The 20,233-nt window shown below is 50.8% G+C and carries 17 protein-coding genes and 1 tRNA gene; 3 read left to right on the plus strand and 15 right to left on the minus strand.

The genetic code is table 11. The features are described 5' to 3' along the window. Nucleotides 1-261 precede the first annotated feature (261 nt). From DL346_RS28780 to DL346_RS28785, 9 genes are all read right to left on the minus strand, one after another. Nucleotides 262-729, minus strand: coding sequence for a hypothetical protein (locus DL346_RS28780; protein WP_133257515.1), 468 nt, complete (start codon nt 727-729; stop codon nt 262-264). Next, the gene (locus DL346_RS10580) at nt 720-1,361 is read right to left on the minus strand and encodes a zinc dependent phospholipase C family protein (protein ID WP_112882096.1); all 642 of its coding nucleotides are present in this window, start codon (nt 1,359-1,361) and stop codon (nt 720-722) included. Before DL346_RS10580 ends, DL346_RS28780 begins: the two co-directional genes overlap by 10 nt. Nucleotides 1,362-1,512: 151 nt before the next feature. Continuing rightward, nucleotides 1,513-3,387, minus strand: coding sequence for a hypothetical protein (locus DL346_RS10585; RefSeq protein WP_112882097.1), 1,875 nt, complete (start codon nt 3,385-3,387; stop codon nt 1,513-1,515). 289 nt (nt 3,388-3,676) lie between these two features. Then, complete coding sequence (locus DL346_RS10590; protein WP_112882098.1) at nt 3,677-4,186, minus strand: GyrI-like domain-containing protein; 510 nt, start codon at nt 4,184-4,186, stop codon at nt 3,677-3,679. Between the two features lie 134 nt (nt 4,187-4,320). Continuing rightward, nucleotides 4,321-5,418, minus strand: a complete 1,098-nt coding sequence (locus tag DL346_RS10595; protein ID WP_112882099.1) for a Ger(x)C family spore germination protein — start codon at nt 5,416-5,418, stop codon at nt 4,321-4,323. Beyond that, nucleotides 5,415-6,515, minus strand: coding sequence for a GerAB/ArcD/ProY family transporter (locus DL346_RS10600; RefSeq protein ID WP_112882100.1), 1,101 nt, complete (start codon nt 6,513-6,515; stop codon nt 5,415-5,417). Before DL346_RS10600 ends, DL346_RS10595 begins: the two co-directional genes overlap by 4 nt. Then, a complete protein-coding gene (locus tag DL346_RS10605) occupies nt 6,512-7,951 on the minus strand; it encodes a spore germination protein (protein ID WP_112882101.1) in 1,440 nt (479 codons plus the stop codon). The genes DL346_RS10600 and DL346_RS10605 overlap by 4 nt, the downstream gene beginning before the upstream one ends. A gap of 146 nt (nt 7,952-8,097) precedes the next feature. Next, nucleotides 8,098-11,514 (minus strand): GMC oxidoreductase, encoded by a 3,417-nt coding sequence (locus DL346_RS10610; protein WP_112882102.1) that lies wholly within the window; start codon nt 11,512-11,514, stop codon nt 8,098-8,100. A 130-nt stretch (nt 11,515-11,644) separates the two neighbouring features. Continuing rightward, nucleotides 11,645-11,833, minus strand: coding sequence for a DUF6954 family protein (locus DL346_RS28785; RefSeq protein ID WP_133257516.1), 189 nt, complete (start codon nt 11,831-11,833; stop codon nt 11,645-11,647). 107 nt (nt 11,834-11,940) lie between these two features. Here DL346_RS28785 and DL346_RS10615 point away from each other — a divergent pair. Continuing rightward, a tRNA-Asp gene (locus tag DL346_RS10615) sits at nt 11,941-12,017 on the plus strand. A gap of 97 nt (nt 12,018-12,114) precedes the next feature. Beyond that, complete coding sequence (gene gluQRS, locus DL346_RS10620; protein ID WP_112882103.1) at nt 12,115-13,086, plus strand: tRNA glutamyl-Q(34) synthetase GluQRS; 972 nt, start codon at nt 12,115-12,117, stop codon at nt 13,084-13,086. A 386-nt stretch (nt 13,087-13,472) separates the two neighbouring features. Here the strand turns inward: gluQRS and DL346_RS10625 are convergent, their stop codons facing one another. The 3 genes from DL346_RS10625 to DL346_RS10635 all read right to left on the minus strand — a co-directional run bounded on the left by DL346_RS10625 (nt 13,473) and on the right by DL346_RS10635 (nt 15,805). Beyond that, the gene (locus tag DL346_RS10625) at nt 13,473-13,955 is read right to left on the minus strand and encodes a GNAT family N-acetyltransferase (RefSeq protein WP_112882104.1); all 483 of its coding nucleotides are present in this window, start codon (nt 13,953-13,955) and stop codon (nt 13,473-13,475) included. Nucleotides 13,956-14,097: 142 nt separating this feature from the next. Further along, nucleotides 14,098-15,180, minus strand: coding sequence for an NAD(P)H-dependent flavin oxidoreductase (locus tag DL346_RS10630; protein WP_112882105.1), 1,083 nt, complete (start codon nt 15,178-15,180; stop codon nt 14,098-14,100). 19 nt (nt 15,181-15,199) lie between these two features. Continuing rightward, nucleotides 15,200-15,805 (minus strand): TetR/AcrR family transcriptional regulator, encoded by a 606-nt coding sequence (locus tag DL346_RS10635; protein WP_112882106.1) that lies wholly within the window; start codon nt 15,803-15,805, stop codon nt 15,200-15,202. Nucleotides 15,806-16,029: 224 nt separating this feature from the next. Between DL346_RS10635 and DL346_RS10640 the strand changes: the two genes are divergently transcribed. Then, complete coding sequence (locus tag DL346_RS10640; protein ID WP_112882107.1) at nt 16,030-17,514, plus strand: DHA2 family efflux MFS transporter permease subunit; 1,485 nt, start codon at nt 16,030-16,032, stop codon at nt 17,512-17,514. Nucleotides 17,515-17,578: 64 nt separating this feature from the next. Here the strand turns inward: DL346_RS10640 and thiE are convergent, their stop codons facing one another. The 3 genes from thiE to thiM are packed head-to-tail and all read right to left on the minus strand — an operon-like array spanning nt 17,579 to nt 19,883. Next, nucleotides 17,579-18,247, minus strand: a complete 669-nt coding sequence (gene thiE / locus DL346_RS10645) for a thiamine phosphate synthase (RefSeq protein WP_112882108.1) — start codon at nt 18,245-18,247, stop codon at nt 17,579-17,581. Then, a complete protein-coding gene (thiD, locus tag DL346_RS10650; RefSeq protein WP_112882109.1) occupies nt 18,244-19,074 on the minus strand; it encodes a bifunctional hydroxymethylpyrimidine kinase/phosphomethylpyrimidine kinase in 831 nt (276 codons plus the stop codon). Before thiD ends, thiE begins: the two co-directional genes overlap by 4 nt. Further along, nucleotides 19,071-19,883 carry a hydroxyethylthiazole kinase gene (gene thiM / locus DL346_RS10655; protein ID WP_165822462.1) on the minus strand — a complete coding sequence of 271 codons (813 nt, stop codon included), beginning with the start codon at nt 19,881-19,883 and terminating at the stop codon, nt 19,071-19,073. The genes thiD and thiM overlap by 4 nt, the downstream gene beginning before the upstream one ends. Nucleotides 19,884-20,233: the final 350 nt, after the last annotated feature.

Consider the following 20,233-nt stretch of genomic DNA (forward strand, 5'->3'; position numbering starts at 1 on the left):
GTCGATATCAATGTCAACTAAATTAATGCGTCCGACTATGGAATTCATTTCGTTTTTTACGATGTAGAAGTAAGACAACCCTCTATATTGCTCTTCAAGCAGGCCTTGCAGGATCGATCTGAAATTATCGCGGATAAAATAGGGATCGCCACGATCCGGTACATATTTCGCAAAATAGAGCCTATTTTGGGACTCAAACTCAACTAGATCTTCTTCGTCTTGTTCTCTTAATAAATGGATGCTAATCACGGATACCTCTGCTCATTTGTTTATTTGAATGCCAAAGTGATACGAAGCTGTGTTTCTTTCCTCCCAGACTGCCGACAAACGGTACTGATAATACCCTGGATTTTTTGGAAGTTGGTAACTTTCTTGTTCTAGTTTACCTATTGATACCTCGCGACCATTTGAATCTGAAACGGATAACGTGAAGTCGTCAGGCTTAATTGGAAACCTGATTCGGATTACTCCTTCAGAGTCTGCAACAACTGCTTTTTCCCTAATGCTTTTTTTGAACGTATCCGGATGCGGTGGATCAGCACATACACCTGCTTCCTGGTCAGCGACAAACCAACATGATTGACCATCGAGATACCCAATATTCTGTTTATTCAATGTAATCGTCGGTCTTACAGGCTCGTCTGGCAGTTGTTTGCTGCACCCGATAACTATTAATAAAACGATAGCTGTACAAAAGAAAATGACAATATGTTTAACTATTAGAAGCACCTCGCCTGCTCAAAAAGACGGACCAATTGCACCGACGTGTCCTCGATGAAGCTGCGTACATTCTCTTCGGTAATGTACTTTGGCTCGATACACGGCTCCTTTTCAAGTTGAGTATGCCATTCGAGGATACGCTTTTTCCACTTTTCTACTTCTTCTTTCGACAGTAGGCTTGAAACTGTTGGAGGGGCGCAATTCTGCAATGCCTCCCATGCTTGCGGTCTCCAGGGTTCATTTCGATATAGATTAAAATCGATTTGGTCGGTTTCAGCATAGTACAGAGTTCGTAAATCCTCAATATGGTCGGCTGTCGCTTTTCGTTTAAAATCATCGTAAATCGTATGCGTCCAGATCAAATCCGTCAATACATGAGAGACATACCCGAGAGCAAACATGTTCCACTGTCCACCATCATGTTCATCTATAAAGGGACGCATCCTCTGAAAGAGCTCGTTAACGGTACAGCCTTCCTTAATATCAAAATGGGTTCTGTTTTTATCTTCCCTAGTCGTATTCTCCCTCATATGTATGGCATCCGGAGAAATGCACCCTAACAAAAATGGAGCATTCACTTCCATCCCCTTCTGTCTAAACATCCGATCCGTAATCGTCATATGAACTAAAGGCAACGGCATAATTGTACTCCTTTCAATTATCTCTATGAATGCCTACCTGGCCCTATCAGTATAATCAACCCGACATTGACCGAAAAGAGAAACTTTTCCAAATCCAATTTCATATTAAAACCAAAAGTGCCGCCAATCGCATGGCGGCACAAGCATGACCCTATGATTCTCCTATCATTACCTGAACTGACAATAATCTGCCGTCTTCCTTCGATTCCTTATAAAGGATTGGAATTGGGTCACGCGGGAATGAAACCTCGAACTTGTATAAGCCCGTCTTTTCGTTACTCTCGTCCACTTGTTCCATACCTGCGTAAGTCCCTTGAGCGCCAGCCTCGGACATATAAGCCAGTGTCTGCTGCATGTCGATGCCCTTATATTGGCTTCGCAAGTAGTCCGACCATGTCTTCTCATCCCAGTCGGGCGCTTGAACGTCTACGTCACCCCGACGCATGGTATCCAACACCTCGACAACCATGCGCCCGTCTCCTTCTTGTAAGGCACAGGCAAGTGCCAAATAAGACCGGTTAAGCGATGGAATATAATTGGCTTGGTTTTTAGCGGCCAGAATCTCGAATACCTGATCTGCACGCTGCTCGGCAGAGAACCAATAGGTGCGAAAATCTGCGGGATTTACCGGACTAGTTCCTGTTATCAAGTACCGCCCATCATTCGAAACACGGAATACTTGCGAGATGTCGAAGCGGGCCGGGTATTGCAGGACGAAAAGTTGGCTGCCGTCCCCGCTGAGCATGACTTGCACGGCCAGTGGATCTTGCGGACGCTCCTTTCCGAGGAGAATGGAAGCTGAGCCGTTCATGCTGCTATAATAGCTGCTGCCGTCTTCCGAAGTCTCGCGAACAAGCCGGTACATCAATCGGCTCTTTCGCGTAACAGGTTCTACATAATGATTTGTAATGTTCCCGTTGACGACGCTTCTTTCCTCACTCACTTGCCAGGTAATGACCGCTATCCCCCGCAGTTCATCAGGCTTTTGATCCCCGGTCAAATCAGGAAGACGAATCGATATCCGGTAATCGTTCGCTTGCCACTCATATGCGGTATACCGCTGCTCGGACGAGTAGAAGACATCGGAAAAATTCGAATGGAACGAGACCCCGTTAAGCTCTTTTTTACTGCCAAAATCGAGAACGTTTAAGTGTTTGCCGGTATATGCGTAAATACCTGCCGCGACTACAGCCGGTACTAGAAGAACGGATAAATAGTTAACGGTACGACGGCTGCGAAATTCCCCAAACGGCAGATTCGGAGTCCGTTCCAGATCCTCCTTTAGCTTCATGGTTAGCTGATTCATCAGCGCTCCGATCAACAGCGTTCCAATGCACGCGTATGCGACTAGCGGCACCGCGTAGCCCATCGGAGGCATGAGCGATCGAAAGGAACTGATAATCATCGTGCATAACAGGGCGAGGAGCGCGAGCGGCAGCAGAGATTTGAAATACCGTCTGAACAAGCGCGGCGCCTTGGCCAGTGATTCATGGAACGGAAGATCTTGGAGAACGATGAGATATGGCGTAAGCGAATAGAACAACAGGACGATCATCAAGATCAGACTTACTGGAAAGAAGACGGCTGCTATAAATATGATTACGACGCCAATCAGATGTTGAAAAATCGACCAAGCTAACAGGTCCCGGAAATACCTTCGTCCACATGCTAGCAGCGGGACCGTTCTTCGGTCTTGAACCCATCCTTTTAGCCCACCTAGGTACATTCCTCGAATAAAGCTTTGCATTACGATAATCGCCGCAGACACTGCGAATGCCATAATCCCCCAAGCTGACTGTCCGTTGTTCTTCAGGTACGTATAGGGAGCTTTTAGATCCGAAAGCGATGGCATATATAACGGTATGGTTGCGTTAACGCCAGCAGACTGAACGGCTGTTCCTGAAGTCGTTACGGGCGCTTGCATGAATGGAAAAACGGAAAATCCAACATACATGCCAAGCCCGACTACGACCGTTATGATTACTTCCATGACCAAAACTAAAACAATTAAACGAATATAGGCCATTTTTGCCTCCTTCCATGATGTACCTACATAAACATATCCCCGACCAATTTTACCATACTTTCCCACTCATGGGCATAAGCTGAACAGACAAAGACAAACTTGGAGTGTGGTGGAATGTTGAGTAGCGTTGGCGGTCTTGCGAAGGTTGCGGGGGTTGATGATCGAACACTGCTGTATATTTTTCTATTCATCAATCTTCTTGGCGTTTTTGAAGTTTTAAGGAAAAAGAAATAGAGTAGAGAGTAATGAAAAAAAACCGCGATATTCGCGGTTTTCCAATCATTCATAATTACTTTCTGCGCACGGGATATAGCATCGTATAGTTGAACGTTTTGATCTCCGAATATGGAACGGTAAGCGCGTTAAATGGCTCGAATGGCACGGTTTCCATTCCAAGTACGCCTTCACGGCGGTCAAACTCATATTCAGGCGACTGCTCCGCCCAAGAGAAAATCGCATCATACGCACGCCACATATGCGCTTCATCTCCGTTTACGCGAGCCGACAAACATAGCCCGCCGCTTACCTCCAAAGACTCAACACCATCCGGTACAACTCCGCATTCGTGGACGGCCAGTCCAACCCAAAGCGTATCGACTTGCTGACTCCATTGCTCCTGCGGAATGAATACAAATGCTGAAGGTCCTTCCACTAGCCGCTCATCGTCAAGCGGTACGTGCGCGATAAGCTTGCTCCATGCTTCTCTTGTCCCGCTCTTGTCGGGCGTCATCCCTGTCCGTACAGCCAACGCTTTGAACGGCGCCACTTCGATCAAATCTATGGCAATCTCCTCTTGCATAGATACCCTCTCCTCTCAATTGATCATGGTACCGCGCTTGTGGTAATTTCATCCAACACCTATATTAGCGAATGTATGTTCGTTTGTAAATTGCAAAAAAGCCCGCAGCGTAATCAAGTGCAGGCTTAGCTTTGTTATTCCACAATTCCGGTGTTGAGTATTCTTACCTTTACGATCGGCTTAATCTTAAGCTTCGGATACTGCTCGCGCCAGTTCATTGCTTTGTACAGATTTGGATGATATGCTGCCACCTCATGCCCTAGCTGTAAGTAATCGCAATTCGCCTTTTGCAATGTCGCAATCACTTTAGCCGATTTTACAGTAAGATCTGCCGTTATGGTCTTCTCCAGGTCATTCATTATTTTTTTCGTGTAGTTTTTACTTCCATTTCCATCTTCGACTAATTTCAAATCCAATTTGAGCGAGATAATGATTTCCCGCACGCTTTCACTTGTTGAAAGGATATGGAACTTCCGTTTGGCGTTCAGGAGCAAAGCCGAAAATTTCTTATCTTCAGCTTGACTGAAGAAGAACTGATTTCTGCCCTTGGCTCCTTCCAGCAGGTAGGCCAGTTGGGTTTCCTCATTGTCTAAGTTTACCCCGGTATACTTTCCGTCACTGAATAAAGCGGTACCTGCAAGACGGGCTTCTTCTCCATAAGGTTCAAACCGGTTTAGCGCGAAATCATTCAGGAATTCCGTACCTCCGAGAATAAGGTGGAGTAATTTGTTAGTCGGTATTCTCCCTCTTTTCTTCTCCTCATCCAGTATGCCGACCAAGAAATCCGCTACGGTCAGATTCTTCACCTTCTTCTTGGCCAGCAGCTTCGGAAGATCGCCGTCATATACCGCCAGGTAAGCGTATAACGGATTGGAAATAAATTGAGCGGTACTATTCAGATAGCTTAGCGGGTCATCCTTGGCGAATCGGTTGCTGATCAGATATAACCTGGTCTCTAGCGTGTTAAGGACGCCTGGCATTTCCTTATTCGTGTTATTCACCGCATCATAGAGGGTGCCGCCTATTGACTGAACGAATAGTCCAGATGGCTTGCCTCCGCCCTGACTGGCTTCCCGCAGCGATGAAATGACATAATTCAATTGAATCTGCTTGCTGTCGCCTGCATAATCGAGGCCGACCACATCGACGAATAGGAGCTTCTTCAGCTGAGTCTGATCCCAGCATCCTGTCAACAGCAGGCAGATGATAAACGCCGCAATCACTCTCATCATAGACTGCTCCTCGTAACGCCGCGCATCGCGGAAACCATAAGCAATAGGCACGGCAGAGCGACGACAAGAATAACAGACAACCGATCCTGTATCTCTGCCCATTGCCGAATGTCGCTGCGCTTCTCAATGAAGAAACCGCCTATGAAGCAAATCACTACAATGGACCATACCCACATCTGCTGTTTGCCCAAGCCACTGCCGCGCAGATGCTGAAATGCTTTAGCCGCCAAGTAGAAATATACATAGATCGTTGCCAATACAATGCAGGCATAGACAATAAGGAATAAGTTGTCAATGCTCTGCAGAACCTCGACCCGATAGTTTTTCAAAATAAAGACCAGCGGCTCCGGGATCACGAGGAGCTGTTTCAAGCCGAACGTCGTGGTGCTGATCAGGCAAACCGCGATGTAGTACACGGCCGTGCAGGCATTTGCCAGCGTCATTGCGAGCAACACCTTCTTCTTGCTCCGCGTTTTCACGTACGGGTAAGCGTAAAGCAACAGATCATAGCCTACATAAGCGGTAAATGCCGTGTAGGTTCCCTTCATGACCGGATACCAGCCGTCGGTCAAAACCGGCAGCAAATTCCGGATGTCAAACCCGTAGATCCCGCTAAAGACGATGAGCAAGAAACCGAGAATCGCAAGAATCATGAAGGATTGGGAAACAAAGGCAATCCTTTTCAGCGTGGAAATCGCCGCATAGCCGCCAACGATGAGAATCATGAGGGTGATGATCCACCTTGGCGTAAGGATATACATCCATCGATTCAGGATATCGGAATAGGATAGCGTCAATAAGAATCCGGATAGGACGTAGTAGCAGCCATAGATCAAATTGAGGCATGCCCCGATCGGCCTGCCTACGATACGGGATGTGTAAGCAAAGAAATTCAGTGACGGGTACCGGCTTCCAACCCACCAAATCAACACGATGCCCGCCTGCGCAAACAGTCCGCTTAGCAGCACGGCAAGCCAAGTATCATGACCGGCAATTCCAGCCTCTGCATGCGGCAGCGATAAGACTTCGGTCCCAAGCTGCGTCATGAACACCAACACGAACAGCTGCCTTCCGCTGATGGTTTCCTCCTTGCTCATCGTTTCCACCCCCTTGGATTCCGCAGCCTTGTTTTATTGGCCTTCGCCGTTCCGGAGGGCCGCGTACGTTTCGCCCACAGGGGAGCCCGAAGCAGCGTATCTTTCGCCGGATTCATGGCGAACGGAGGCGTGTAATAAGGGAGGCCTATCGTATTCATTTGGCATAGATGAATGCAAATCATCATAAAAAAGAAAGCAAGTCCGAATAACCCGAACAGCGAGGCAAGAAGGAGCGCCGGATAGCTCAGCAGGCGAATGGCGCTGCTCATCTCGTACGACGGTATAATAAACGATGCCAGTCCCGTTAAAGCGGCTACGATCACCATCGTATTGGAGACCAGATTCGACTGCACGACGACCGTTCCGACGACGATACCGCCGACGACGCCGATCGTTTGACCGACGGGACTGGCCAGCCGAATCGTTGCTTCTCTTAAAATTTCGAGCAGCAGCATCATCGCAAGCGCCTCGACCACCGGCGGGAACGTGATGTATTTCAATGAGCTCTGCAGCGTATTGACGAAATTGATCGGCAGCAGGTTCGGATTGAAGGAACTGACGGATACGTAAACGGCAGGCAAACCGATTGCAATAAAGAAGCAGGATATACGAAGCAGCCGAAAGATCGTGCCTAGTATCCAGCTGATCTGATAGTCGTCGGAGCTTTGGAAAAACGACCAGAACGATACCGGCGTTATGATCACGTCCGGAGACCCGGCAGTGGAGACGACGACTTTGCCTTCCATCAAATAGGCTCTTGCGCGGTCAGGACGTTCCGTGATGAGCAGCTGAGGAAATAAGCTGAACTTTTGATCCTGGATCAGCTCATTGATAAATCCCGGGGCTTCGACGTAGTCGATGTCGATGCTTTGAAGCCTTCTGTCTACCTCGTTTACAAAAGACGTATCCGCAATCGACTTGATGTACATGATAGCGACTTTCGTTTGCGAAAGCCTTCCCAGCGTATAGGTTTTGACGACGAAATCCGTAGTATTGATCAGCTTTCTCATCAGGTTGAGATTCGTATCTATATTTTCAATGAACGCTTCGTTCGCGCCGCGCAGCACGCGTTCATTGGACGGGATATTGATCGAGCGCTCCTTCTTTAGATCCGCTCCAAGCAGATAAAGCCTGCTCTCCCCGCTGCGCTGCAGCACGGTTTTGCCGTACATGATCGCGTGAACCGCTTCATCTGCTTGCTCGGTTTCCGCATAGTCGATAATCGATACGACTTCATGAATAGGATCCTGCGGACGAAGAAGCAGCGGCTTCAAGATAAAGTCTTGCACATTGGAGGGATCAATCAACGTGTCGAAATAAAACAGCCTAAACTCCGTTCCACCGATGACCAGCCGTTTCGCTTGAAAGTCGCTTTGGTCGATGAACAGCTGCTTGAAGTATTGTTCTGTCTCTTCCACTGATGGACTTAGCTTCACGCGTATCCCTCCTAACAGGACTGACTTCCTTAAAGTAACCATTGAAGGAAAAAATATGTAAGAAACGTTTCGATGCGGCGATTCCTAACGAGCAAACGAAATAACCGGTCCTAGTATAAGGACCGGTTATTTAATCCCATTAAGTTTTATTTCCCGAAATCCACCAGATGCTCCAAAATTAGCGGATAGACGTCGTTCACCGCATTTTTGCCCATAATGCAATCGATGTGGCCATAATTCGGAACGACTTTCCGCTGGTAATGCGCCTCGCCCACCTTCTCGCGAAGAAACTCATACGAATGGTTCGTGCTTTCCGGCAGGAAGGTGCCGTTCTCAGCGCCGCTAATAAAGGTGATCGGAATGGAAAGCCGCTCCGCATGAGGCAGATAACGATCCGAACCATCCGCGCCGCGCAGGCTTCCTTCTCTGGCGAGGAGCGACAGATGCTCGAACATCTTGATGCTGGCGCTTCCGAACGTTTCATGCAGGGTTTCGTGCGTGGACGCATTGAGCTGGTCGTGTTCGTACAATGGGCCGTACATGAAGTTGAGCCTATGGCAAACCGCGCTAGTGCACCGTTCCTCCAATTCTCCCGGGTACAGCTTCAAGGCTTTATCGAACAATTTATCGGCCCAGTCCGCATTCGTATCCACATAAGCGTTCAAAGAATCGATGCCGAGCTTCTTCAGAACCGTAGGCAGATAGATGCCGGTCTTGAACTTGGTCAGCTTCGGAACATGCATATGAGTGCTTACCTGCAGGCAAACGGCGGAACGGACTCCTTCAAGGCCTGCCAGCATGGCCATGGTGAACGTGATGGATCCGACGCAATGCGCGATCACCTGGATAGAATCCGCTCCGCTGACCGCTAGAACTCGTTCTACGGCGGCAGGATAGTCATAGGAAGCTACATCATCCGCAGTCCATTGCTCTTGAGAAGATGGCAGCGAGATGCTCGTTCTGTAATCCAGCAGCCATACATCGAATTCGTTAGCGACCAGGTATTCGACCAAATTCGTGTCCACGGTGTCGATCGCGTATATGGTGCTAGACACGCCAAGCCCGTGGGAGAGCATGACCGGCCCTTTAGTCCCCCCTTTATAATGGAGAAGACGAATGTGTACGCCGTCTTTTGTAACGACAGGATGAATTTCCGGACTTGCCACCCGTAGCGGTCGCTTCTTCCGGAGCGGAGCCCCTGGGTTGAACACTTGATTAGCGGCGAAGATGCCGCCGTATACGTCGAATAACGACCCGGCAAAATAGGTCCCGAATTTCGCTAACGCTTCCAGTTGCTCTGCACGCGTTCGATGGTGAAGAGCCTGCATCGTCGTCATTTGTTTAAGGAAGTCGTCCGGACGAATATGCAGGATGCCTCGACCAAGCACCGGCGTTGTTTCGTCTTCGCCTGCGTAGAGGGATATAAACAGCGTCGTCGTGTCATCCCATTGTTCGAGCTTGTTGTCGTTATGAATGCTCTTGTATCCGGTAAAGTAGTACGTCTTCCCCTCTTCGGCGATGAGCTTCATCCGGTACCGCATTTCCTTCGAGTCCGGCCGCCGAGGGTCGTCAACGAACAGCTGGAACCGCCCTTCGCTTACGGTGAGCGGTTGTTTTGACAGAGCCGGCGCGTTAACGGTTCCCGTCATGAACGCCGCATGCTCCGCGCTGCCTAGCATATGGTCCAAATTTTCGCTTCTGATCGTGAGCGTAAATTCGAACGCGCTGTCCTCATGCTTACCGAGCTTGAAGCCTTGCTTGAAATCCGCTTTCTCGTTAGCAGAGAAATAGCCGCGCATCGTTTCGGTGAATTGAATGCCGATCGTTTGCTTTACTTCCGGCAGAGGTTCAGGTTCCGGGAACGAGTAGTCAATGTTCCATCCCCGATCCTCCGCGATCAGACTGCCGCAGCGTTCCGCGAGCGCGGATATCGTCAGCAGCGGATTAACGCCTAGAGGCCTTGGCACAATGGAGCCGTCACATACGTAAAGCCCTTCGTGAACATCGCTGCCGGCCTCGTTTGCGTACAGCTGTCCTTTATGGTTCACAACGCCATGCTCGGCGCTATCGGCCATACAGCAGCCGCCTAGCGGGTGTACGGTAATTAAGTGATGATTGAAATGCTTGCTCCAGGTCGGATTCTTCACATAGACGCCGCCATTTGCTTCCGCTGCCTTTTCCAGCGTATCGTTAATGGCATTAAAAATCGGCTGTTTACCGACGCCATTCCATTCGATGCACAAGTTGTCGTTCTTTAGCTCCATTTTCCCGTTACCGTCGTCATGGGCCATGACAAGATAGGTCTGCGTATTTTTGACCGCCCCCGCATACGCCCCCTGAACGAAGCTTTCCATCTCGCGTTTCTTCCGCTGGATGAATTGAGGCGCTTGCAGATCATGCTCCTCCGGACTCGCTTGGGCGGCAAGCTTTAACATGCCCGGCAGAAGGTTCGCAAGCGCGCCGGGAATCGAGCCTTCCTCGATCACCATCCCGTCCTCCAGCCGATCGGTGTTTCGGCTGTCGATCACTCCCGTAATGCACGGTCCGACAGCTTCCCGATCGCTTCCGTTCCGAGCGCCAAAGCCAATGCCGTTGATCGCGGTATCGTTGTTATAGCCAAACCCTAATACATCCCCGTTTCCGGTAAACCGTTCGCCCAGCTTTGCGGATAGGGACAGTCCCTTTTCCTTGGAGCGGAGCAGGATTTCCGTACTGCCAAGGCTTCCCGCTGCCAAGATAACAATATCGGCTTGGATAAATAGCGAGGCTGCTTGGAATTTTTCTCTACCGGTACCTAGCAGCTGATAATGGACCCGATACCCGCCGTCGTCACAGGACTCTATGTACTGTACGGCAATCTGGGTGTAGATCTCCGCGCCAAAATTTCTTGCATCCGGCAAATAGTTTTTGAGCAAAGTATTCTTGGCATCATGGTTGCATCCCGTCACGCAATCGCCGCATAGATTGCATGGCTTCTGCTCCGCGCCGACCGGATTGATATTGTCTTTAAACGTTTGGAAGTTGACGTTGATAGGTGTAGGTTTAAACGGCTTGCCGAGAGCGGCTGCGGATTTCTTCAACGCTTCCTGCTTGGCGAGCGCGGGGAATGCAGCCGGATATTCAACCGGCCGAAGCATGCGCTCGGCATGCTGATAGCCTTCCTTCAGTCTCCCGTTGACGTCTTCGCGCAGCTCCGTCGGCCATGTCGGGTCCTGAAATACGCGCGGATCGGCCTGCAGCGATACATTCGCATTGACTAGCGAGGTGCCGCCCAAGCCGCAGCCGACGAATACGTTAATATCATTGTGCACGTGAAAATCATAGAGCCCGGTCCGCGGCCCGATATGTTTGTCCGCTGCATGCACCTGCATTTCATGCAACGCTTCGGCTTCCGTATCGGGAAATTCGCCGGAAATGAACTCTTTGCCTCTTTCTAGCAGGCAAACCTTCCGTCCGGACCTTGCAAGACGTGACGCAGTAATCGATCCACCGTAACCTGATCCGATGACGACGACTTCATATTGGGGCTTGAGCTGTTCGATTGGCAATGCAAGCCGCTTCATAGATTCCCTTCTCTCCTATGAAAATGAGATACATTACGTATCACAATCTATTTCTATTAACAATGAATGCTTTTTAGAAGATGCAAAAAAAAAGCGCACTGCCAGCTGCAGTGCGCTTGTTTCTCCCCATTTACCTTTTCCGGAAAATGAAATAAGTAACGATCGCTAACGCGACATAAACAACCAGGACGATACCTAGCGTAATCATGCGCTCTTGATCGCTCCCGTCCGCGAACAATACCGGGCCTAGACCAAAGAACGTAACGAGCGCAAACAGAATGAGCATGACCAAACCGAGAACAACTTTGATGACCCTCACCTCCTTCATGGTTTATGATGAAGTATTTTACTCCATATAATGGCTTGCCAAGCGGACTAGCTTCATGATAGTATACTACTTGTGCTTAGCGCACATTATTAAAATGTGGAGCCGTGGTGTAGAGGCCTAACATGCCTGCCTGTCACGCAGGAGACCGCGGGTTCGAATCCCGTCGGCTCCGCCATTTTAATCCCATGCGTCAATAAAATTATAAACGAGAGCATAGAGCGGCGCAGCTGCTCTTTTTTTGCATTTCCAGGCATGACATACCCAGGAGTGTGATGAATATGCTTCGTCGCGGACGATTCGCCCCTACCCCATCCGGGTTGCTGCATATCGGCAACGCCTTCACGGCGCTTTGCGCATGGCTGCAAATTCGTCAAGCCGGCGGTCAATTTCTGCTGCGGATTGAAGATATCGACAAATCAAGATCCCGCCCTGCATTCGCGGAGCGGCAGATCGACGATCTGCGATGGCTTGGACTCGACTGGGATGAAGGACCGCAAGCAGGCGGACCCTGCGCCCCTTATTATCAAAGCGGCCGCGAGCAGCTGTATGAGAACGCGCTGGAGCGACTGAAAGCGGATGGACGAATTTATCCGTGCTATTGCAGCCGCGCCGATCTAGCTTCCATTGCCAGCGCGCCTCACGGACTTTCTTCGGAAGGCACGTCGTACCCTGGCTTGTGCCGTCATTTAACAAACGAAGAGCGGCATGCGAACGAAACGGTGAAAGCCGCCTCGCTTCGGTTCATGATGACTGATGAATCAAGCAGCTTCGAGGATGCCATACATAGGGTTCAAAATTTCGGGCGAGAAGAAATGGGTGATTTTATCGTCAAACGAGCCGACGGCATGTTCAGCTACCAGCTCGCCGTAACGGTAGATGACGCGGCCATGGAGATTACGGATGTGCTGCGGGGGGCCGATCTGCTCGACTCCACGCCTAGACAGCTTGCTCTCTACGCCGCGCTCGGCCTGAAGCCTCCTCGGTTTGCGCATGTTCCTCTGCTTGCGGATGCCGAAGGCAGCCGATTATCCAAGCGGGACAAGAGCCTGACTCTTGCAACGCTGCGCGCGGAAGGCGCACGGCCTGAACGGCTCGTTGGATTGATCGCCTGTTTGGCTGGCTGGCTTGACCGGCTCGAGCCTGTCACGGCTCAGGAGCTCATCCCCTGCTTCCATACGAAGCAGCTGAACAAACCGTTGATCTCGGTTAGCGATGAGCAATTACGCTGGCTGCAAGAAAGTTAAAATACAGCTCATCCTACCATCGATTAATTGGCGGCTTATCGACTTTTATACTGCTAGCGTGTGCGCGGCAGCATGAGAGATCACCCGAAAATTCTAACGGATGCTCCAGCGCTTATTTGCACATAAATAGCCTTTCAAAAAATCTAACGGTTGCCAGAGGCGTTACTTGGCCCAAATCGGAAGAATTCGCTGCCCCAATCGCCAAATAACCTTTCTGAGAACCGTTAGCCTTTCAAAAGGGCCATTTTAGGCTAAATAGCGCGCGTGGCAACCGTAAGCGTATCTCGGCAGGATGAGGCAAATTCGATTCATAAAGTCATTCAAGATGTGGATGATCGACAGCCTGACCCGCCCATGCTTGGCGGGTTTTGCTTTATCTCAAATGATCATAACCGTTTTTCAAGTTCAATTTCGTCATGAACGGGTATAGCGTAATAACCTACTTGCGGGATTGTCGGCTTTAACTTCCTAACTTCGTCCATCGCGTTTGGATATACGGCGGCTATTCGATATCCGCGTCGTTGATAAAACCGCAAAGCATCCAAATTATCGTTTGTCGTTATGAGCCACATCCGATTCATCCCAGACTGCCGAGCGGTTTGTTCCACGGCAGAAATCAACTTGCTCCCGATACCAAGGCCAGCTGCAGTCGCATTCATGCTCATCAACTCACACTCGCCTGCACCTAGACGATAGGTAGCCGCCCCGACTCGCACGCCATCTGCCCAGGCAATGACCGAACCCATGTCTTGAACATGATGCTTTTTACCCCTAGTGATCATGATTTCGCCGCCCCACTCGTTTAACCACAAGTTTCTAAGCCATTCCTTATCGTCTTCGGTCAATGGAGGAAGGATGTTCACTTGCATTAACGTCACCCCTCTACTCTACGATCGTGATACTCTCGTACATGACGATGATTTTGGCCATTTGAACAACTCCCACTCTGAAGGATCGGAACACTCATTCCAGTATATGATCGGCGGAAAGTAGTTCATTCACCCCTCAGGCTTAGCGCGATATAAGCGAAGGCATCCGTTTCGCAAGTTCTTCGGCCTGCTCGATCGTCTGATTGACAATCGCAGCCGCATCCCGTCCGCTGGCCATTCGAAGTCCTTGTCCCGCCCAAAGCGACATGTACTCCGGATTATTGGCTTTGGCAGCCGCCTGTCGAATGTCTCTCGTCAACGCGTTCTGGATCGGGTAATCCGGAATGCTTCCTGCGTAGGAACGGAGCTCATTCATAAATGCCGTGCGAATGCCGCGCGCGGGTTTGCCGGAATAGGCGCGGGTAACTTCGGTTGAATCCTCTGTAGACGATAAGATTTTCTGTTTATAGACGGCATGGGCGCCGCTCTCGTTGGAAGCCAAGAAAGCGGTGCCCATCTGTACGGCCGAAGCTCCTAACGCAAGACTTGCAACGAGCCCTCGTCCATCCATGATGCCTCCCGAAGCGATGACCGGGACTGAAACATAATCTGAGATTTGCGGCACGAGGGCCATGGTGCCGATCAGGGCATCGTTTGCACGCTTCAAGAACGTACCGCGGTGCCCGCCCGCCTCGCTTCCTTGAGCAACGATCGCATGTACGCCGGCCGCTTCCAGCTGCATGGCTTCATCCACCGTCGTCGCCGTGCCGATGACGACTGTTCCGCTCTGTTTCATTGCTTGGATAATAGCTTCAGCCGGTATCCCAAAGGTAAAACTAAATACCGGGACCTTCTCTTCCAACAAGACTTGCGTTTGCTCCGCAAACGTCTCCCGCAGATCCGGGAGCTTCTTGATTGGCGCTAAACCAAGTTCCGATCGATAAGGATTCAGATAGGCATTCATTTCCGCGATATCTGCTTCCGAGGTAGTCGTCTGCTCGGGAATGAACAAGTTGACGCCAAATGGCCGATCCGTTCGCTGCCGAATGTCCAGAATGGCGCTGCGAATTTGTTCCGGCGTTAAGTAGCCTGCTCCCAAACTGCCCAGTCCCCCGGCGTTCGAAACGGCCGCCACTAATTCGGGCGTACCGGGACCTCCAGCCATCGGCGCCAGGAGAATCGGGTAACGGATGTCTAGCATTTGCGTAAATAGATTCTGCAGCATATGAACCTCCCCCTATATATTAAAGCGGTTTATCAATAAACTGGTGCCTCCGCAGCAGCGAAAACTGTTTAGCCAAGTACTGCGGCGTGTACGGCATATCGTGCTGAATCCAGGCCACGATCGTGCCGATGAGGGATGCCGAGCCGTACCATATGGCAATATCCTTCTGAATACCCGCCTTGGTCATGATAGAGTCGCTTCCAAGCTCCTTCATTCGTAAGGCTACCGATTCCGACAGCATCTTTAATAAACGCTCTGTAAAGATCGGCGTTCGTTTTTTCCCTAGAACCACTTTATAGAACTTGGCATTCGCTGCGATATGCTCCAGCAAATTGACCAGCTTTACCGAATCGATATCGTCGGAAGACCTCGAAGGCGGTGGCGGCTGCTCGACCGCAGCCTGAAGCTCCTCGATCATGTCATCCGCCATCTTCTCCAGCATGTCCGGAATATCACGATAGTGCAGATAGAAAGTGACACGATTAATCGTGGCACGTTCAGCGATGCGGTTCACCGATATTTTTTCAATGTCCATCTCTTGCAGCAGCTCAATAAAAGCATCCTTCAACAACTGGCGCGTGCGAACGATTCTCGGATCTGTACGAGGCTTCGCTGAATCCTTCATTTTTCATCCCCCACCTCAATCTGGCATTACAATGAATCCAGGATATGTCGTATAAAAATGACTAAAACTACACTTTGATCCGGAATGATAACTAAGTGACACTTCAGCGAAAAGCGTCGCTTGTAAGGTGCAGCTTTCTGGCTATAATTTAGTTTTATACAATGTTGATTATCTTACACATTGTAAATTAAGTCTAGATTATAGAGAGTGGAGAGGATGCAATAATGAGTGCAAATCAGCAAACAGACGTCAGTTCCATTAAAAAGGGACCGATCCTGTTCATTATGATTTTGGGTGCCTTTCTCGCGACGCTGAATCAAACGGTCATGAGCGTAGCTACCCCGGAGCTCATGAAGGATTTCAGCATTTCGGCAGCTACCGCCCAGTGGCTGACAACGGGCTATATGCTCGTGAATGGGGTGTTAATCCCGATAACTGCCTATTTTATGCAGCGATTTACAACGAGGCAATTATTTCAAGCTTCTATGATCATTTTCTTGGCGGGAACGATCGTATCCGCTCTCGCCGGCACCTTCCCTGTTTTACTTACCGGGCGTATGATTCAAGCAGCCGGCGCCGGCATCATCATGCCGCTGCTCATGAATGTCATCCTAACGCTGTTCCCTCCTGAAAAACGCGGAGCAGCCATGGGTATGATGGGATTTGCGATTATTTTCGCCCCGGCGATCGGGCCTACTCTAGCAGGATACCTGCTAGAAAACTATGCTTGGGAATCGATGTTTTACGGCATGATTCCATTTGCCATCCTCGTAATAGTCTGCGGATTTATTTTTCTGCGAAATGTATCAAAGCGGGGCGACACCAAAATTGATATGCTGAGCGTCATTTTTTCAACCATCGGATTTGGGGCGCTGTTATATGGATTTAGCCGGGCAGGCAGCGAAGGCTGGTCAAGCGCGGAAGTCATCTGGTCAATTGTTGCAGGCGTTGTATCCATTGCCCTGTTTACATGGCGCCAGCTGGTGTCTGCGAATCCGCTGCTGGATCTTCGGGCATTCCGGTATAATATGTTCACACTGACGACTATCATTAATATCGCCGTAACGATGGTGATGTATGCGGATATGATGCTGCTGCCTCTTTACCTGCAGAACGCACGCGGCTATACGGCTTTGGAATCCGGTTTGCTGCTGCTTCCGGGCGCGCTGGTCATGGGCTTTCTTATGCCGGTTGCCGGCAGGTTGTTTGACCGCTTTGGCGCCAAATGGCTCTCGGTTATTGGCCTTATCATTACAATCGGCACCACGATTGGCTTTATCAACCTAACCGACTCGACCAGCTATACCTATCTGGTTCTTATGTCTACAGGCCGCCGTATCGGGATGGCCTTGCTGCTGATGCCGGTTCAAACCGCCGGCCTGAATCAACTGCCTAATCGCTTGAATGCGCACGGTACAGCCATTTCGAATACGATTCGTCAAGTGGCCGGCGCCGTGGGCACATCGCTGCTCGTCACCGTCATGACCAGCCGCACCAAAACGCATATGCAAGATATGATTGCGACGGGCGCAGCCAAGGATGCGACGCAAGAACATTTAATCATGGAAGCCTCTATCCAAGGGATAAACGATGCTTATCTCGTAATCGTCGGGATAGGCATTATTGGCCTATTGCTTTCTTTCTTCATCAAACGCGTAAAGCAAGCAACCGAGGAAGAGTCCAAGGCTGTTTTGAACCGAGCGTCTTAATGTCGATCTGAAAAATAAGACTACCGCCATAGATAAGCGGTAGTCTTATTTTCTTATCCGACTGTCAACTTTTACCCGCCAGAACCGCTTGGCGCAGTTCCCGTACCGCCGCAGCCGGCTGCTCTGCAAGCGAAATCGCGGTGATGACTGAAACACCGTCAGCGCCGAAGCGGATGACTTCGCCTGCATTCGCCGCCGTAATGCCGCCGATTCCAACGATCGGAATCGTTATCCCTGCCTCACGCAGTTCAGCAAGAACATGAAGCCCCGATGCTGCTTTCGCATCTTCCTTCGTCTTCGTCGCAAACAACGGCCCAACGCCTACATAATCCGCTCCGCATCGTATCGCCGCTTCCGCTTCTTCGCGGTTATAAGCGGACACGCCAAGCAGCCTGCTGCCGATTCGCAGCCGGACCGCCGCGGCAGCCTCATCCTTCTGCCCGACATGAACGCCATCGGCATCGATCGCCAGCGCCAGATCCACGTCATCGTTGACGATAAAAGGAACCCCGTGCCGCCTGCACATTTCGCGCATTTGATAGGCTAGCTTCGTTTTCCCATCGCCCTTCAAAGCGCCGCTCCCCTTCTCGCGGAACTGAAACATCGTGATGCCGCCTTCGATAGCCTCATTCAGAACGTGTAGTGGAGCTTTCGAGCAGTTGTTGCTGCCCATAATGAAATAGAGCTGCATGGCGCGGCGGATCGCCGTCTCATTCCATACGAGATCGCTCATCGGCTGCTCATCTGGGCTTGAGCCCGGCTCCGTTCCCGATAAGCCCAGTGATTCGTAGGACCATGGCCTTGTCCAAGCTGCAGCGAATCCTCAATCGCGGCTTGGATGAATGCTTTGGCGACCGGAACGGCATCAAGTACCGATCGTCCCTTTGCCAGTTCAGCCGTGATCGCCGCCGCGAACGTACAACCGGTACCGTGCGTGTGGCGCGTCTCTTTGCGCGCGCTGCGGAATTCATAGAAATCCCGCCCGTCATACAACAAATCCACTACCTCGTCACCTCCGGCAGGATCGTGGCCGCCTTTCATCACGACATGCTTCGCGCCGTATGCAGCCAGCCTTTTCGCCGCTTCTTTGCGGTCCTCGAGGCTGATAATCCTCATATCTGCCAGTATTTCAGCCTCTGGCAGGTTTGGGGTAACGACATAAGCAAGCGGCAGCAGCGTCTGCTTCAAGGCGCGAACCGATTCTTCGAGCAGAAGCGCCGCACCTCCTTTGGCGATCATTACGGGATCAACGACGACCTTCTCCCATTTATACTGCTGCAGCTTCTCGGCAACGCCTAGGATTATTTCACTCGAAAACAGCATGCCGGTTTTCACCGCATCGGCGCCTAAATCCTGCCCGATAGCATCCATCTGCTGCTGAACCGCTTCCGCGGATAGCGGATAAATGCCCTGTACGCCGAGCGTGTTCTGCGCCGTTACCGCCGTTATCGCGGACATGCCGAAAACGCGAAGCTCCTGAAATGTTTTCAGATCGGCTTGAATGCCGGCTCCCCCGCCGCTATCGGAACCTGCAACCGTTAATGCTCTTGCGATTGTCATGCGTTGATCCCCTCCACCCGGCCGAGCCGCTCGATGTCCGAAGCGGAAACATTGGCCAATAGATTCAAAAATTCGATCTGAAAGCTGCCCGGTCCTTGCTCCGCCGTCTTAGCGGCAGCAAGCTCCGCAGCCACGCCATACACGACTAACGCCGCTGTCGCAGCCTTCGCATAATCGGCTTCGACCGCAGCGAATGCGCCGATCACCGACGACAACAAGCAGCCTGTGCCGGTAACTCGCGTAAGGATTGCATCGCCATTGCGCACGACGTACGAGGTTGACCCGCCCGCAACAACATCCTCTTTGCCGGTAATAACCACAATCGAATTCAACTGCTCGGCGGCATATTGGGCAAGCTCCACGACATCCCCGTCGCCTGTCCCCGCGTCAACGCCTTTAATGCTCCACTCTCGCCCGACGACGTTTGCGACTTCGGCAGCATTGCCGCGCAATATATTCACTCGCAGCGTGCTCATAAGCTCTCTTGCCGTCTCCGTCCGGTAAGCCGTCGCACCGGCTCCAACCGGATCGAATACGACCGGAACGCCATGCGCATTGGCAGACGCGCCTGCCAGCTTCATCGCCTGGATTTCCGATTCGTTCAAGGTTCCGATGTTGAGCACGAGCGCCCCGGATAGTTTGGCCACATCCGCGACTTCCTCCTTCGCGTAAGCCATAATCGGCGATGCTCCAAGCGCCAACAGCCCATTGGCCGTGAAATTGGTCACAACCACATTCGTGATGTTATGAACGAGCGGACCTGCTTGCTTGACCTGCGACCAAATCTGTACGACTTCCTGTAGATTCACTGCACATCTCCCTCTCACTGAACCAAATTTGGCATGATCAAACGCGAAAAAGCGCCCTGCCCGCGAAAGCCGCAGGCAGGGCGCATAAATAAACGCACGCATAAGCAGTACTTTTCCTACGATGGCATTACCCAACAGGTTAAACGGTCTACGGCAGCATAGCCGTACTCTCAGCCTGCTTCCGCAAGCTCCCGCGCTTATTCAATTTGTGTTCAGTTTAGTCTACGTAAGTGGAAATTGCAAGAATGGATCGCTGTCAATGAGAGGGGAGAGAAGGCCTCAAGCCGTTTTTGGGATTACTTTGATAATGACAGGACATTGCCGCATTCCTCCATCATCCTATCGGATTC

Origin of the sequence: Paenibacillus montanisoli, from assembly GCF_003268025.1 — a bacterium.
GTDB lineage: Bacteria > Bacillota > Bacilli > Paenibacillales > Paenibacillaceae > Paenibacillus_Z > Paenibacillus_Z montanisoli.